Source organism: Actinomadura chokoriensis (genome assembly GCF_039529475.1).
Classification (GTDB): domain Bacteria; phylum Actinomycetota; class Actinomycetes; order Streptosporangiales; family Streptosporangiaceae; genus Spirillospora; species Spirillospora bangladeshensis.
In genome coordinates this window covers 125,485-139,582 of the sequence record NZ_BAAAMW010000015.1, presented here as the reverse complement: position 1 = coordinate 139,582, position 14,098 = coordinate 125,485, and the positions used below count along the sequence as shown (strand labels likewise).

Annotated in this window: 13 protein-coding genes; 9 read left to right on the top strand and 4 right to left on the bottom strand. The window is 74.7% G+C overall.

The genetic code is table 11. The features are described from left to right. Positions 1-20: 20 nt before the first annotated feature. The 4 genes from ABFX46_RS28390 to ABFX46_RS28375 are packed head-to-tail and all read right to left on the bottom strand — an operon-like array spanning position 21 to position 4,277. Complete coding sequence (locus ABFX46_RS28390; protein WP_346046766.1) at positions 21-1,424, bottom strand: MmgE/PrpD family protein; 1,404 nt, start codon at positions 1,422-1,424, stop codon at positions 21-23. After that, the gene (locus tag ABFX46_RS28385; protein WP_346046764.1) at positions 1,421-2,239 is read right to left on the bottom strand and encodes a cyclase family protein; all 819 of its coding nucleotides are present in this window, start codon (positions 2,237-2,239) and stop codon (positions 1,421-1,423) included. The genes ABFX46_RS28390 and ABFX46_RS28385 overlap by 4 nt, the downstream gene beginning before the upstream one ends. Beyond that, positions 2,236-3,093 (bottom strand): HpcH/HpaI aldolase/citrate lyase family protein, encoded by an 858-nt coding sequence (locus ABFX46_RS28380; RefSeq protein ID WP_346046762.1) that lies wholly within the window; start codon positions 3,091-3,093, stop codon positions 2,236-2,238. The genes ABFX46_RS28385 and ABFX46_RS28380 overlap by 4 nt, the downstream gene beginning before the upstream one ends. Continuing rightward, positions 3,090-4,277, bottom strand: a complete 1,188-nt coding sequence (locus tag ABFX46_RS28375; RefSeq protein ID WP_346046760.1) for a CaiB/BaiF CoA transferase family protein — start codon at positions 4,275-4,277, stop codon at positions 3,090-3,092. Before ABFX46_RS28375 ends, ABFX46_RS28380 begins: the two co-directional genes overlap by 4 nt. A gap of 221 nt (positions 4,278-4,498) precedes the next feature. Between ABFX46_RS28375 and ABFX46_RS28370 the strand changes: the two genes are divergently transcribed. The 9 genes from ABFX46_RS28370 to ABFX46_RS28330 are packed head-to-tail and all read left to right on the top strand — an operon-like array spanning position 4,499 to position 14,085. Further along, positions 4,499-5,749 (top strand): ABC transporter substrate-binding protein, encoded by a 1,251-nt coding sequence (locus ABFX46_RS28370; RefSeq protein ID WP_346046758.1) that lies wholly within the window; start codon positions 4,499-4,501, stop codon positions 5,747-5,749. Then, positions 5,746-6,768 carry a branched-chain amino acid ABC transporter permease gene (locus ABFX46_RS28365; RefSeq protein WP_346046756.1) on the top strand — a complete coding sequence of 341 codons (1,023 nt, stop codon included), beginning with the start codon at positions 5,746-5,748 and terminating at the stop codon, positions 6,766-6,768. Before ABFX46_RS28370 ends, ABFX46_RS28365 begins: the two co-directional genes overlap by 4 nt. Next, positions 6,765-7,817, top strand: coding sequence for a branched-chain amino acid ABC transporter permease (locus tag ABFX46_RS28360; protein ID WP_346046754.1), 1,053 nt, complete (start codon positions 6,765-6,767; stop codon positions 7,815-7,817). Before ABFX46_RS28365 ends, ABFX46_RS28360 begins: the two co-directional genes overlap by 4 nt. Next, the gene (locus ABFX46_RS28355) at positions 7,814-8,548 is read left to right on the top strand and encodes an ABC transporter ATP-binding protein (protein ID WP_346046752.1); all 735 of its coding nucleotides are present in this window, start codon (positions 7,814-7,816) and stop codon (positions 8,546-8,548) included. The genes ABFX46_RS28360 and ABFX46_RS28355 overlap by 4 nt, the downstream gene beginning before the upstream one ends. After that, positions 8,535-9,236, top strand: a complete 702-nt coding sequence (locus ABFX46_RS28350; protein ID WP_346046750.1) for an ABC transporter ATP-binding protein — start codon at positions 8,535-8,537, stop codon at positions 9,234-9,236. The genes ABFX46_RS28355 and ABFX46_RS28350 overlap by 14 nt, the downstream gene beginning before the upstream one ends. Next, complete coding sequence (locus ABFX46_RS28345) at positions 9,236-10,576, top strand: MmgE/PrpD family protein (RefSeq protein WP_346046748.1); 1,341 nt, start codon at positions 9,236-9,238, stop codon at positions 10,574-10,576. Before ABFX46_RS28350 ends, ABFX46_RS28345 begins: the two co-directional genes overlap by 1 nt. Next, entirely contained in the window at positions 10,573-11,214 is a 642-nt protein-coding gene (locus ABFX46_RS28340) for an aspartate/glutamate racemase family protein (protein ID WP_346046746.1), read from the top strand. The genes ABFX46_RS28345 and ABFX46_RS28340 overlap by 4 nt, the downstream gene beginning before the upstream one ends. After that, positions 11,211-12,629 carry an FAD-dependent oxidoreductase gene (locus tag ABFX46_RS28335; RefSeq protein ID WP_346046745.1) on the top strand — a complete coding sequence of 473 codons (1,419 nt, stop codon included), beginning with the start codon at positions 11,211-11,213 and terminating at the stop codon, positions 12,627-12,629. Before ABFX46_RS28340 ends, ABFX46_RS28335 begins: the two co-directional genes overlap by 4 nt. Beyond that, on the top strand, positions 12,616-14,085 hold the full coding sequence (locus ABFX46_RS28330; RefSeq protein ID WP_346046743.1) for a dihydroorotase: 1,470 nt from the start codon (positions 12,616-12,618) through the stop codon (positions 14,083-14,085). The genes ABFX46_RS28335 and ABFX46_RS28330 overlap by 14 nt, the downstream gene beginning before the upstream one ends. Positions 14,086-14,098 lie beyond the last annotated feature (13 nt).

Sequence of the window (14,098 nt, the reverse complement as noted above, 5' to 3'; positions counted from 1 at the left end):
CTGTGATCTTCCGGAAACGATCATTCCAGCAGGGACGTCAGGCGGCTCACATCCTCCAGGTCGGCGAGGCCGTAGGCGAGGCCGGTGATCTGCTCGGCCCGCTCCTCCGGGACGCGCCGGACGGCGTTGAGGCGGAACTTCGTCGCCAGCTCGTCCGCCGAGAGCGGGTTGCCGGGGCCGCCGCGGTTGGCGTCCACGCGCTCCTCCAGGACGGCGCCGCCCCGGGTGCGGACGCGCAGGACGGCGGGGAACTGGTGCGGGAAGATCTCGTCGCAGCGGGCGTCGGGCACGCAGCGGACCTTCGCCGCGAGCGCCAGCCGGCCGGGGTCCGCGGCGGCCGCGTCGGTGAAGTCCTCGTGGAAGACGCCGAGGCCGCCGCCGCCGAGCAGCGCCGCCGCGACCGTGTAGGGGCCGGAGAACGCGGCGTGGTACCCCGACTTGGGGCGGATCTTGTCCTCGTGCGGCTCGGCGATGGTCCGCAGGACGGGCGTCGGCGCGCCCAGCTCGATCGACTCGACGTCGGCCGGGTCGAGTCCGGCGGCGCGCAGGCGGAGCGCCGCGTCGATCCCGGCGTGCGTGAAGTGGTTGCACGGGTAGGGCTTGAAGAAGATGCCGGGCAGCTCCCAGTGCTCGCCCAGGCCCGCGGTGAGGGCGTCCGGGTCGGCCTGGTCGCCGCAGAACGCCTGGAGCAGCCCGAAGCGCCCCTCCAGGACGGTCGGCGGCCCGGTGATGCCCGTCCGAGCGAGCCCGGCGGCGGTGACGGCGGCGTGCGCGGCCCAGCCGCAGTGGATCCGCTTGACGGTGCCCCCGGTGCGGTTGGCCTCCAGGATGCCGGAGCCCATGCTGGCGGCGATGCCCATCGCGTCCGCGACGCCGGCGGCGTCCAGGCCGGACAGCATCGCGGCGGACGCGGCGGCGCCGACCGTCCCGCAGATCGCGGTGGCGTGCTGCCCGCGCTCGAAGAACACCGAGTTGCCGAGCTCGCGGTCGTAGCCGGCCATGCCGAGCCGCACGGTGATCTCGACGCCCACCCCGACCGCGTCCAGCAGCGCGGCGCCGGTCGCGCCCCGGGCCTCCGCGACGGCGAGGGCGGCGGGCACGACCGACGCCGACGGGTGCAGGACGGACGGCAGGTGCGTGTCGTCGAAGTCGAGCGAGTGCGCGAGCGTCCCGTTCAGCAGCGCGGCGCTCGGCTCGGGCAGGCGGGCCCCGGTGCCGATCGCGGTCGCGCGGCCCTCACCGCCCCACTCGGCGGTGAGCGCCCCGACGGCCTTCGCGGGCGGTTCCCCCGTCGCGGCCAGGCTGTTGCCGAGGACGTCCAGGACGCGGCGCGCGGCGTCGGCGCGCAGCTCCGGCGGCAGGCCCCGGGCGGCGGCGGAGGCGGCGAGCTCGGCGAACCGCTGGACGGGCGTGGCGGCGGTCATGCCGACACCGCCGCGAGGGGGCGGACGGGGGAGCCGGTGCCGCCCTTGATCCGCAGCGGGGCCAGCACGAACACGAACTCGTGCAGCCCGGCCTCGGCGAGGGCCTCCAGGTTCAGGTGCTCCAGGATGAAGATCCCCGACTCGACCAGCAGGATCCGGTGCACGGGCAGCACGGCGTGGCCCGCGCCCTCCGGGATCTGCTCGTAGGCGGTCGTGTCGGCGCCCGTCGCGGCGACGCCCCGCTCGGCCAGCCAGCGCGCGGCGTCCGGGGTCGCGCCCGGCACGCCGGTCTCCTTGCCGAGGTAGGCGGTGGCGTCGCCGAAGTTCCGGGCCCAGCCGGTGCGGATCAGCGCCACGTCGCCCTCGCCGGGCTCGGTGCCGGCGCGCTTCGCGGCCAGCTCCAGGTCCTCGGCGGTGATGCCGCGGCCGGGCGGCAGCGTCGCCACCTCGTGGACGGCCGCCACGTCCAGCAGGACGCCCCGGCGCAGCAGGCCGGGCAGGTTCTCGGCCCCGTGGCTGGTGAAGGCGCCGCCGCGCTGGGCGTCGGCGGCGGAGACCCCGCCGTGCAGCTCGCCGTCGTGGCTGACGTGGGAGAGCGCGTCGATGTGCGTGCCGACGTGCCCGCCGGTCACGATGATCTCGTTGGCGGCGGACCCGCCGTCCAGGCGCTCCATGTCGCCGTGCCGCCGGATCAGCGTCATCCGGAACCCGGGGTGGTTCGGGGAGCAGGGCATGCCGGTGAAGAACGGCTGGCCCAGCTCGATCAGCCGGACGCCGCCGGCGACGGCCGCGAGCAGCGGATCCTGCGTGGTCATTTCTGGCCTTCCTTGACGGGGCGGGCGGCGGACTCGGCGGACGCGGCGGCGTCGAGCAGCCAGGCGGCGCGCTCGACGACGGCCTTGTCCACGAAGCGTCCTGAGGAGTCGATCCACGCGGCGCCGTCCCCTTCGACGCCGCCGCGGTCGGCGAGCCGGTCCATGAGGCCGCGCGCCCACGCGACCTCGTCCGGGTCGGGGACGCACGCCTCGTGGACGGCGGGGAGCTGCGCGGGGTGGATCACCGACCGGCCGAAGAACCCGGCGCGGCGGCCGGCGAGGGTGTCGGCGCGCAGCCCCTCCAGGTCGCGGACGGCCGTCCACACGCTCTGCGGCGGGGACGGGAGCCCGGCGGCGCGGGCGGCCACGACCACGCGGGAGCGCGGCCAAGCCAGCGCGTCGCCGCCGGCGACCCGCAGGTCGGCGGCGAGGTCGGCCTCGCCGAGCGAGATCCCGGCGACCAGCGGGTGCGCGGTCGCGAGGAGCAGCGCGTTCTCGACGCCGAGCGCCGACTCCAGGACCGGGAACACCGGCACGCCGAGGGCGTCGGCGGCGCGGCGCAGGTCGTCGGGGTGCTCGCACTTGGGCACCCGTACCCCGGCGGGCGCGGCCGGCGCGGTCGCGAGGAGGGCGAGGTCGTCGGCGCCGTCCGGGGTGCCGGGCGCGTTGATCCGCACGTACGCGGCGTGCCCGGCGGCGAGGGTCTCCAGGACGGTGCGGCGGGCGTCCCGCTTGGCGCCGGGCGCGACCGCGTCCTCCAGGTCGAGGATCACCGCGTCGGCGCCGGAGGCGAGCGCCTTGCCGATCCGGTCGGGCCGGTCGCCCGGCACGTACAGCCAGGACCGGGGCGTCACCCGATCACGCCCTTGGCGCGCAGGCCGGCGAGCCCGGCCTCGTCCACCCCGTAGCGGGCGAGGATCTCGGCGGTGTGCGCGCCGAGCGGCGGCCCGGCCGACTCGATCCGGCCGGGGGTCCGCGACAGCCGGAACAGGACGTTCTGCATCCTCACCGGGCCCAGCTCGTCATCGGGGACGGTCGCGATGGTGCCGAGCGCCTCGAACTGCGGGTCGGCCATGACGTCGGCGGCGGTATAGATCGGCGCGACGGCGGCCTGCGCCTCCTCGAACGCCTTGACGACCTCGTCGCGGCCGCGCTCGGCGATCCACGAGCCGACGGCCTCGTCCAGCAGGTCGGCGTGCTTCGCGCGCTCCGCGCCGGTCGCGAACCACGGCTCGTCGATCAGCTCCGGGCGCCCGACCAGCCGCATCACCCGCTCGGCGATCGACTGGGCGCTGGTGGAGACCGCGACCCAGCCGCCGTCGCGGGTGCGGTAGGTGTTGCGCGGCGCGTTGTTGTGCGACCGGTTGCCGGTGCGCGCCTGCAGCTCGCCGAGCTGGTCGTAGGTGATGATCTGCGGGCCGAGCAGCGTCAGGATCGGCTCGATGATCGCGAGGTCGACGACCTGCCCCTCGCCGGTCGCCTCCCGCGCCCGCAGCGCCGTCATCACCGCGAACGCGGTGGTGAGCGCGGCGATCCCGTCGGCGAGGCCGAACGGCGGCAGCGTCGGCGGGCCGTCCGGCTCGCCGGTGATCGCGGCGAACCCGCTCATGGCCTCGGCGAGCGTGCCGAACCCCGGCCGCGCCGCGTACGGGCCGGTCTGCCCGAACCCGGTGACGCGCGCGAGGACGAGCCGCGGGTTGATCTCCCTCAGCTCGTCGTAGCCGAGCCCCCAGCGCTCCAGCGTGCCGGGCCGGAAGTTCTCGATCACGACGTCGGCGTCGGCGACCAGGCGGCGGAACAGCTCCTGCCCCTCGGGGGAGCCGAGGTAGAGCGTCATCGCCTTCTTGTTGCGGCCGAGCATCTTCCACCAGAGCCCGACGCCGTCGCGCTGCGCGCCGTGGCTGCGCACCGGGTCGCCCTTCGGGTGCTCGATCTTGACGACCTCGGCGCCGAAGTCGCCCAGCAGCGTCGCGGCGAGCGGCCCGGCGAACAGCGTGGCCGCGTCGAGCACCCGGACCCCGGACAGAGCGTCGGTCATGGACGGTACCGCCTTCATCGACAGATCGTTCCGCTTAGAGAAACGAGAATCAGCACGTCGGCCGGTTCGCGGAGGCGCCCCGGGCTTCACAAGTTGGCACTGCTTGTCGAGTCAAGTCAAGTTTCGCCCAGATATTGACCGGGTGACGTGGCGGATGCCACCATGACGCATCACAAGCAGGGTGTTCCTCTAAGCGGAACAATACCGGGCGGGAGAGGTGAATGTCGGCTCGAAAGCTCGCCGCCGGGCTCGGCGCGTGCGCGGTGCTGCTGGCCGCGGCCGGCTGCGGCGGCTCGGCGCCGTCCGGCGCGGTCGGGGTGGCGGCCGGACGCGACCGGGGCCCGGTCAAGATCGGCGCGCTGCATCCGGTCAGCGGCGCCAACGCGGTGGACGGCCAGCAGATGCGGCGCGGCGCCCGGATGGCCGTGGAGGCGATCAACGCCGCGGGCGGCATCACGTCCCTGGGCGGACGCAGGGTCGAGCTCGAAACGGGCGACACCCAGGGCAAGGCGGAGGTCGGCCAGAGCGAGGCCCAGCGGCTCATCTCCGCGGGCGCGGTCGGGCTCGTCGGCACCTACCAGAGCGCCGTCAGCACGAACGTCGCGGTCGTCGCCGAGCGCAACCGGGTGCCGTTCGTCATGGACGTCACCGCCTCCGACGCGATCTTCGCGCACGGCTACCGGTACGCGTTCCGGGTCCAGCCGGGCAGCGCCGCGATCGCCGGCGCCGCCGCCCGCTACCTCAAGGAGGTGTCCGAGCAGGCGGGCAAGCCCGTCCGGAAGGTCGCGTTCCTGCACGAGCAGACCGACTTCGGCAGCGGCGCCGCCGAGGCGTTCGCGAAGGCGGCGGAGAAGCTCGGCATCGAGGTCGGCCCGGACATCAGCTACGACGCGCTCACCGTCTCCGACCTCACCGCGCAGGTCACGCAGGTGAAGGCGTCCGGCGCGGACGTCCTCGCCGTCGCCGGCTACTACCGCGACAGCCTGCTCGCCGCCAAGGCGGTCGCCACGGTGAAACCGGACCTGAACGCGGTCTGGGGCGTGTCCAACGGCGCCTACGACCAGCCGAAGTTCGTCAGCGACGCCGGGCCCGTCGCCGAGCGGATCTTCAGCACCAACTACCACTTCGACGCCAAGGACCCGCAGACCGCGAGGCTGCGGGCCGAATACCAGCGCCGCTACGGCGCCCCCATGCGCACGGGCGCGGTCCTCGCCTACGACGCGGTCCAGGTGATCGCGCAGGCGGTGGAGCGCGCGGGCACCACCGACGCGGAGAAGGTGCGCGACGCGATCGCGGCCTCGAAGGTCGAGCCCCTCACGGTCGGCACCGGCCCGATCTCCTTCGCCCCCAACGGAGACAACGAGACCGCCCTGCCCGTCCTCATGCAGGTGCAGGGCGGCGAGGTCAAGCAGGTCTATCCGCCGGAGAAGGCCGAATCCCAGCCCAACTACTCGGTGACGTGGCGGTCATGAGCAACATCGGAACCAAGGCGCAGTCCCCACCCGTCCCCGCCGTCCGGCGCCGCCCGCTGCTCGGCGGCGACGGGACGGGGCCCCTCCTCAAGCGCGCCGCCGTCACCGGCGGCCTCGTGGCGGTCGCGATCGCGGTCGCCCTGGTCAAGTCCGGCAGCGGCCTGGTCGTCTGGCAGTCGGTGGTCACCGGCCTGCTGATGGGCGGCCTCTACGGGCTCATCGCGATGGGCCTCACGCTGATCTTCGGCGTGCTGGACATCGTCAACTTCGCGCACGGCGCGCTGCTCGCCATCGCGATGTTCATCGCGTTCGGCGTCGTGCGGGGCACCGGCGTCCACCCCTATCTGGCGCTGCTCGTCGCGGTGCCCGCCCTGTTCCTGCTCGGCGCCGCCGTGCACCGCGGCCTGCTCGGCGGGACGGGCGGCGCGTCGCTGGAGAACCAGCTGCTGATCACGCTCGGCCTGTCGCTGCTGCTGGAGAACGGCCTGCTGATGTTCTTCGGCGCCGAGCCGAAGAACGTCGCGCTGCCCGGCGACTTCCAGTTCTCGCTGTTCGGCGCCGTCGTGTCCGGCGCCCGGCTGTACGCGTTCACCGGCGCGCTGCTGGTCGGCGCGGTGCTGTTCTGGCTGCTGCGCCGCACCCGGTTCGGGACGGCGATCCGCGCGGTCGCCGCCAACGGGCAGGGCGCGGAGCTGGTCGGCGTGAACGTCCGGCGCGTCCACACGCTGACGTTCGCGATCGGGACGGCCTGCGCGGGCGCCGCCGCGGTGCTGGCCGCGCCGCTGGTCACGGTCACGCCCACGCTCGGCGAGCAGTTCAACATCACCGCGTTCGTCGTCGTGGTCCTCGGCGGCATGGGCAACGTCGCCGGCGCGCTCGTCGGCGGGCTGCTGATCGGGCTGGTCGAGCAGCTCACCACGATCTACATGGACGGGCAGAGCTCGCTGCTCGGCGTGTTCGCCGTCTTCGTGGTCGTGCTGTTCCTCCGGCCGCAGGGGCTCTTCGGGAGGCGCGCATGACCGGCATCACGCTCACCGGCCGGCCCGGCGCCGCCGCCCGCCCGGTGAAGGCGCCGCCGCTGCGGCCGCAGAACCGGCAGCTCGCCGTCCTCGCGGTGCTGCTGCTCGTCGCGGTCCCGCTGCCGCTGGTGCTGCCGCCCGCGCAGGGCGCCGTCGCCGTCCGCATCCTGATCTTCGCGCTGATGGCCATCGGCTGGAACGTGATGAGCGGGTTCGGCGGGATGTTCAGCTTCGGGCACGCCGCGTTCTTCGGCCTCGGCGCCTACACCAGCGCCTACCTGCTCGTCGAGCACGGCGTGTCACCGTGGATCGGGATGCTCGCCGGGATGGCGGTCGCCGCCGCGGTCGCCGTGGTCATCGGCTACTTCGCGTTCCGCTACAAGCTGCAGGGCGCCTACTTCGCGCTCGCGACGTTCGCGTTCGCCGAGATGCTGCGGCTGATCGTCACGACGACCGACGTCACCAACAAGGCGGTCGGGTTCACCGTCCCGCTGATCCAGGGCTCGTCGTTCTGGAAGATCCAGTTCGCGGCGGACTCGCCCGCCTACTTCTGGATCGCGCTCGGCCTCGCCGGCCTCGCGGCCCTCGCGAGCATCCTGTTCCTGCACTCGCGGACGGGCCGCTACGTCACCGCCATCCGCGACGACGAGCTCGCCGCCGCGTCCCTCGGCACCCCGGTCCTGCGGTACAAGCTGGTCACGGTCGCGCTGTCGGCCGCGATCACCGCGGTCGCCGGCGCCTTCTACACGCAGTACTACCTGTTCGTGAACCCGGACCTGGCGTTCGGCGCGTCGGTGTCGATCCAGGCGATCGCGACCGTGGTCATCGGCGGCATCGGCACGATCTGGGGCCCGGTCGTCGGCGCGATCATCCTCGGGGCGCTGTCGGACGTCACCGCGACGCTGCTGCGGACCCCGCCCGACTTCCTGAACGTCCTGCAGGGGCGCAGCGGGCTGGACGTCGCGCTCTACGCGGTCCTGCTGATCCTGATCGTCCGGCTGCTGCCGAAGGGCATCGTCGGCACGATCGCCGCGAGGTGGCGCAGATGAGCATCCTCAACGTCTCCGGCGTCGGGAAGGACTTCCGCGGCCTGCGGGCCCTGTCGGACGTCGGGTTCGAGGTCGGGGAGGGCGAGATCCTCGGCATCATCGGCCCGAACGGCGCCGGGAAGACGACGCTGTTCAACGTCATCTGCGGCGCCCTCGCCCCCGACGGCGGGCGGGTCGTGTTCGGCGGCCGGGACGTCACCGGCGCCCCGCCCGACCGCATTGCCCGCGCCGGGCTGGTCCGGACGTTCCAGCTCATGCGGCCGTTCGGCAGCATGACCGTGCTGGAGAACGTCGGCCTCGCCGCCCAGCACCGGCGCGCGTCGCCGTCCCGGCTGCGGAGGCGGTCGCTGGACGTCGTGGAGCGCGTCGGCCTCGGCGACTGGGCGCACCGCAACGCCACCGAGCTGCCCACGGCCGGGCTGAAGCGGCTGGAGCTGGCCCGCGCGCTCGCGATGCGGCCGAAGGTCCTGCTGCTGGACGAGGTGCTCGCCGGGCTCGTCCCGTCCGAGCGCGAGCCCGTCCTGGACCTGCTCGCCGTGCTCCGCGACGAGGACGGCACGACCCTGCTGTTCATCGAGCACATCATGGCCGCCGTGATGCGGCTGTCGGACCGGGTCCTCGTCCTGGACCAGGGCCGGGTGCTGGCCACCGGCTCGGCGGAGGAGGTCACCTCCGACCCGCGCGTGATCGAGGCGTACCTCGGAGAGGAGCCGGCCGATGCTGAAGATTGACGGGCTGTGCGCCGGATACGGCCGCATGCAGATCCTGCACGGCATCGACCTGCGGCTCGGCGAGGGCGAGATCGTCGCGCTCGTCGGCGCGAACGGCGCCGGCAAGACCACGACGCTGCGGGCGGTGTGCGGGCAGCTGCGGGCGACGTCCGGGACGATCACGTTCGCGGGGTCGTCCACCGCCGGGCGCCGCCCCGACCAGCTCGTCCGCGACGGGCTCGTGCACGTCCCGGAGGACCGGGCGCTGTTCGGCACGCTCACCGTCGAGGAGAACCTGCGGATGGGCGCCTGGACCCGCCCGCACGCCGAGGCCGAGGCGGGGCTGCGCGAGGTGTTCGAGCTGTTCCCCGTCCTCGCCGAGCGCCGCGCGCAGGTCGCGCAGACCTTCAGCGGCGGGCAGCAGCAGATGCTCGCGATCGGCCGCGCGCTGATGGCCCGGCCGAAGCTGCTCATGCTGGACGAGCCGTCCACTGGCCTGTCGCCCAAGCTGACGTGGGCGGTCCTCGACGCGGTCAAGCGGATCCGCGACACCGGCGTCGCGGTGCTGCTGGTCGAGCAGAACGCCAAGCAGGCCCTCGGCATCGCCGACCGCGCCTACGTGCTGGAGAGCGGCTCGACCGTCCTGCACGGGACCGGCGCCGAGCTGGCGGGGTCCGCCGCGGTCAGGAAGGCGTACCTGGGGCTTTGATGGATGCGGAGAAGGCGACGGCCCGGCTGGGGGAGTGGGTCGCGGACCTGGACATCGCGGACGTGCCGGGCCCGGTGCTCGACCGGCTCTCCCTGGTCCTGCTCGACGCGGTCGGCGTGACCGCGCTGGGCGCCGGGCTGGACGAGACGGCCGCGCTGCGGTCGGCCTGGAACGCGCCGGCCGGTCCCGCGCCGCTGATCGGCGCCGGGCGGTGCGCCTCGGTGGACGCCGCCGCCTGGCTGAACGCCGTCGCGCTCGTCTGCCTGGAGCTGGACGAGGGGAACAAGTACGCGAAGGGGCATCCGGCGGCGCACGGCTTCCCGGCCGTGCTGGCGCTCGCGGCCGAGCGGGACGCCTCCGGCGCGGACACGGCCGCCGCCCTGCTCGCCGCCTACGAGGTCGCGTCCCGGTTCGGGCGGGCGTCCCGGCTCCGGCCGGGCGCGCACCCGCACGGCAGCTGGGGCGTCGCGGGCGCGGCGGCCGGGTGCGCCCGGCTGCTCGGCCTCGGCCCGGACGCGGTGGCCGCCGCGATCGACACCGGGGCGGGGCTGCCGGTCGCCGGCCACTTCGCGTCCGCGACCGGCGGGAACCCGGTGCGGGACGCGTGGATGGGCGCGTCCAACACGTCCGGGCTGGCGGCGGCGCGGATGGCGGCGGCCGGCGCCGCCCGCAACACCGGCACGGCCGCGCTCTCGCTGGGCACCCTGCTCGGCGGGTTCGACTCGGCCGAGCTGACCGGCGGGCTCGGCGAGCGCTGGGACGTCACGCGCGGCTACTTCAAGCGGCACGCGTCCTGCTCGTTCACCCACCCCGCCGCCGACGCCGTCCTCGACCTGCGCGGCGGCCTCGACCCGGCGCGGATCACCGGCGTCCTGGTCGAGACGCACGCGCTCGGCGCCGGGCTGGCGTCGCCGGAGTGGCACAACCGGCTGTCGGCGATGTTCTCCACCCCGTTCGCCGTCGCCGCCGCCCTGCTGCACGGCGAGGTCGGGCCCCGCGCGGACCTCGGCGACCCGGCGCTGCGGGCGCTGGCCCGGCGCGTCCGGGTGGCGGAGGCGGGCGACCTGACCGCGCGGCTCCCGGACGAGCGCGCCGCCCGCGTCACCGTCGAGCTGGACGACGGGACGGCCCGCACCCGCGAGGTCCCGAACCCGGTCGGCGACGCCGACCACCGCCCGCTCGGCGAGGCGGACGTCCTCGCGCTGCTGCGGGGATGGCTGCCCGGCCGGGAGCACCTGGCCGGCCGGGCGGCGGCCTTCGCCCGCGACCTGCCCGCCCTGGACCACGTCGGTGAGCGCCTGCGCGGCCTCGTCGGCGACGAGACGAAGGAGGAGCGATGACCCGCGCCCTGGCCGTGACGCCGATCCACCTGCCGGCGGAGGAGATCCGGCGCCGGCAGGCCCGCTACGACCGGCTCGCGCCGCCGGGCCTGTCGGTCGAGCTGCGCGACGTGGGCCCGGCCGCACCCGGAGCGCTGGACGACGAGGCGTCGATCCGCGCGTCCGAGCGGGAGGTCGCCGCCGCGCTGGCACGGGCCGGGGACGGCTTCGACCTCGCCTTCCCCGACTGCGTCCTCGACCCGGCCGTGCCCGACGGGCCCGCCGCCGGCCGGGGCGTCCCGGTGAACGGCCTGCTGAAGCTGAGTAGTATGCACCTTTCTGCGAAGAATATTCGGTTCGGTGCGGTGGTGCGGAACGAGGCGATCGGCGCGGAGCTCGGCCGCCGCCTCAAGGCCTACGGCCTGGACGGGTACGTCGCCGGCATCGCGGTGCTGGAGCTGCCGTTCGGCGCCATCGCCGACACCGCCGCCTGGAACGCCGCCCTCGGCGCGGCCGTGGACGCGCTCGCCGCCGCCGGCGCCGCCGCCGTGATCAACGGATGCTCGGCCGTCGACGTCGAGGAGGACCGCCTCAAGGCCCGCGTCATCGACCCGACCGCACTGGCCCTGCGGCTCATGACGATCGGGGGAAGCGCGTGACCGACGGACCCGACCTCGTCGTCGCGGGCGCCGGCGGCGGCCTCGCGGGGGCGCTGCGCGCCGCCGAACTCGGCCTCAGCGTGGTCGTCGTCGAGGCCACCGAGCACTTCCGGCGCGGCAACAACACCTCGATGTCGACCGCGATGTTCCCCGGTGCCGGGTCCCGCTGGCAGGCGGAGGAGGACGTCGACGACTCCCCGGACCGGTTCGTCGCCGACATCATGGCCAAGACCAAGGGACGCGCCGACGCCCGCCTCGCCCGGACGCTCGCGCGGGTCAGCGCGCCGCTCGTGGAATGGCTCGCCGACTCGGCCGGGCTGCCGCTGTCGCTGGTGACCGACTTCAACTACCCGGGGCACTCCGTCCCGCGCTGCCACTCCGTCCCCGGGCGGCACGGGTCCAGCGTGATCGACCACCTGGCCCGGCGCGTCCGGGAGCACCCCGGCATCGACCTGCTCGTCCCGGCGAAGCTCGCGGACGTGGCGACCGGCCCGGACGGCGCCGTGCGGGCCGCCGTCGTCCAGTACCCGGACGGGACGCGGGAGGAGATCCCGACCGGCGCGGTGCTGCTCGCCACCAACGGCTTCGGCGCCGACCGCGCCCTCGTCCGGCGCCACCTCCCGGAGATCGCCGACGCGCTCTACCAGGGCGGCGACCACTCGCTCGGCGACGCGCTGCGCATCGGCGGCGGCCTCGGCGCCGCGACCGGCTGCCTGGACGCCTACCAGGGCCACGGCGCCGTCGCCGCCGGAGCGGGCACCCTCGTCGGCTGGGCCACGGTCATCCACGGCGGGATCATGGTGGACCTCGGCGGGCGCCGGTTCGGCGACGAGACCCGCGGCTACTCCGAGTACGCCGCCGAGCTGGCCGCCCGCCCCGGCGCCACCGGCTGGATCGTCCTGGACGAGACGATCGCCACGCAGTGCCGGCGGTTCAAGGACTTCCGCGACACCGTCGAGTCGGGCGTCCTCGTCCGGGCCGGCGACGCCGAGGAGCTGGCCAAGGCCACCGGCCTCCCGCCGGACGCCCTCGCCGACGAGCTGGCCGCGAGCGCCGCCGCCGCGCGCGGCGAACGCCCCGACGCGCACGGCCGCACCCACTGGGAGCGGCCGCTCGCCGCGCCGTACGCCGCCGTCCGCGTCGTCCCTGCCCTGTTCCACACGCAGGGCGGCCTGATCGTCGACGGGGACGCCGCCGTCGTCGACCCCGCCGACCGGCCGATCCCCGGCCTGTACGCGGCGGGCGGCGCCGCCGCCGGGATCTCCGGCCACGGCGCCGGCGGCTACCTGCCCGGCAACGGCCTGCTGCCCGCCTTCGGGCTCGCCTACCTGGCGGCCGGCGCCGTCGCCCGGCGCACGGGCCCCCACCCCACGACCCCCGCGAGAACTGAGGAGATGTTCCATGGCGACCACTGAGCTGCTGCTGAAGAACGTGCGGGTGGTCCGGCCCGACGCCCCCGAGGGCACCGAGCCGGAACGCGCCGACATCGCCGTCGACGACGGCACCATCGTGCGGGTGGCCCCCGATCTGCCGGACGACGACGCCGCCACCGTCGTCGACGGCCGCGGCCGGCTCGCGTTCCCCGGCGTCGTGGACGCCCACCAGCACTGGGGCATCTACAACGAGCTGGCCGCCGACACCCGCACCGAGAGCCGCGCCAGCGCCCAGGGCGGCGTCACCACCTCCCTGACCTACATGCGGACCGGCCAGTACTACCTGAACAAGGGCGGGCCGTACCGGGAGTTCTTCCCCGAGGTGCTGAGCACCGCGCAGGGCAACGCCTACGTCGACTACGCCTTCCACCTCGCGCCGATGATGGCGCGGCACATCGACGAGATCCCCTACCTCGTCGAGGAGCACGGCGTCACCTCGTTCAAGATCTTCATGTTCTACGGGAGCCACGGGCTGCACGGGCGCTCGTCCAGCCAGAGCGACTTCCTCATGACCCCGCCGGACGAGCGCTACGACATCGCGCACTTCGAGTTCGTCATGCGGGGGATCCAGAAGGCCCGCGAGCGGCTCGCCGACTACGCGCCGCACATCTCGCTGTCCCTGCACTGCGAGACCGCCGAGATCATGACCGCCTACACCAGGATGGTCGAGCGGGAGGGCACGCTCACCGGGCTGCGCGCCTACAGCGCGTCCCGCCCGCCGCACTCGGAGGGCCTCGCCGTCACGATCGCGTCCTACCTGGCGCACGAGACCGGACTGCCGAACATCAACCTGCTGCACCTGTCGTCGGAGAAGGCGCTGTCGGCCGCGCTCACCATGGCGGGCGCGTTCCCGCACATCGACTTCCGCCGCGAGGTCACCATCGGGCACCTGCTCGCCGACGTCGACACCGCGCACGGCCTCGGCGGCAAGGTCAACCCGCCGCTGCGCGACCGCTCCGACGTCGAGGCGCTGTGGCGGCACGTCCTCGCCGGCGAGGTCGACTGGGTCGTCAGCGACCACGCCTGCTGCCGCGACGAGATGAAGTTCGGCGCCGACCGCGACGACGTCTTCCTCGCCAAGTCCGGGTTCGGCGGCGCCGAGTACCTGCTGCCCGGCCTGGTCGGCGAGGGGATCAAGCGCGGGCTGCCGCTGCAGCGCGTCGCGCAGCTGACGTCCTGGAACCCGGCCCGCCGCTACGGGCTGCTCACCAAGGGCACGATCGCCGAGGGCTACGACGCCGACATCGCCCTGGTCGACCCCGACGTGTCCTGGACGGTCCGCGCCGCCGACTCCGAGTCGACGCAGGAGTACACGCCGTTCGAGGGTTTCGCGATGACCGCGCGGGTCACCGACACCTTCGTGCGCGGGAACCACGTCTACAAGGACGGCGCGATCTCCGGCGACCCCGTCGGCCGCTACCTGCGCCGCGGCCGGTGAACCCTAGGATCTC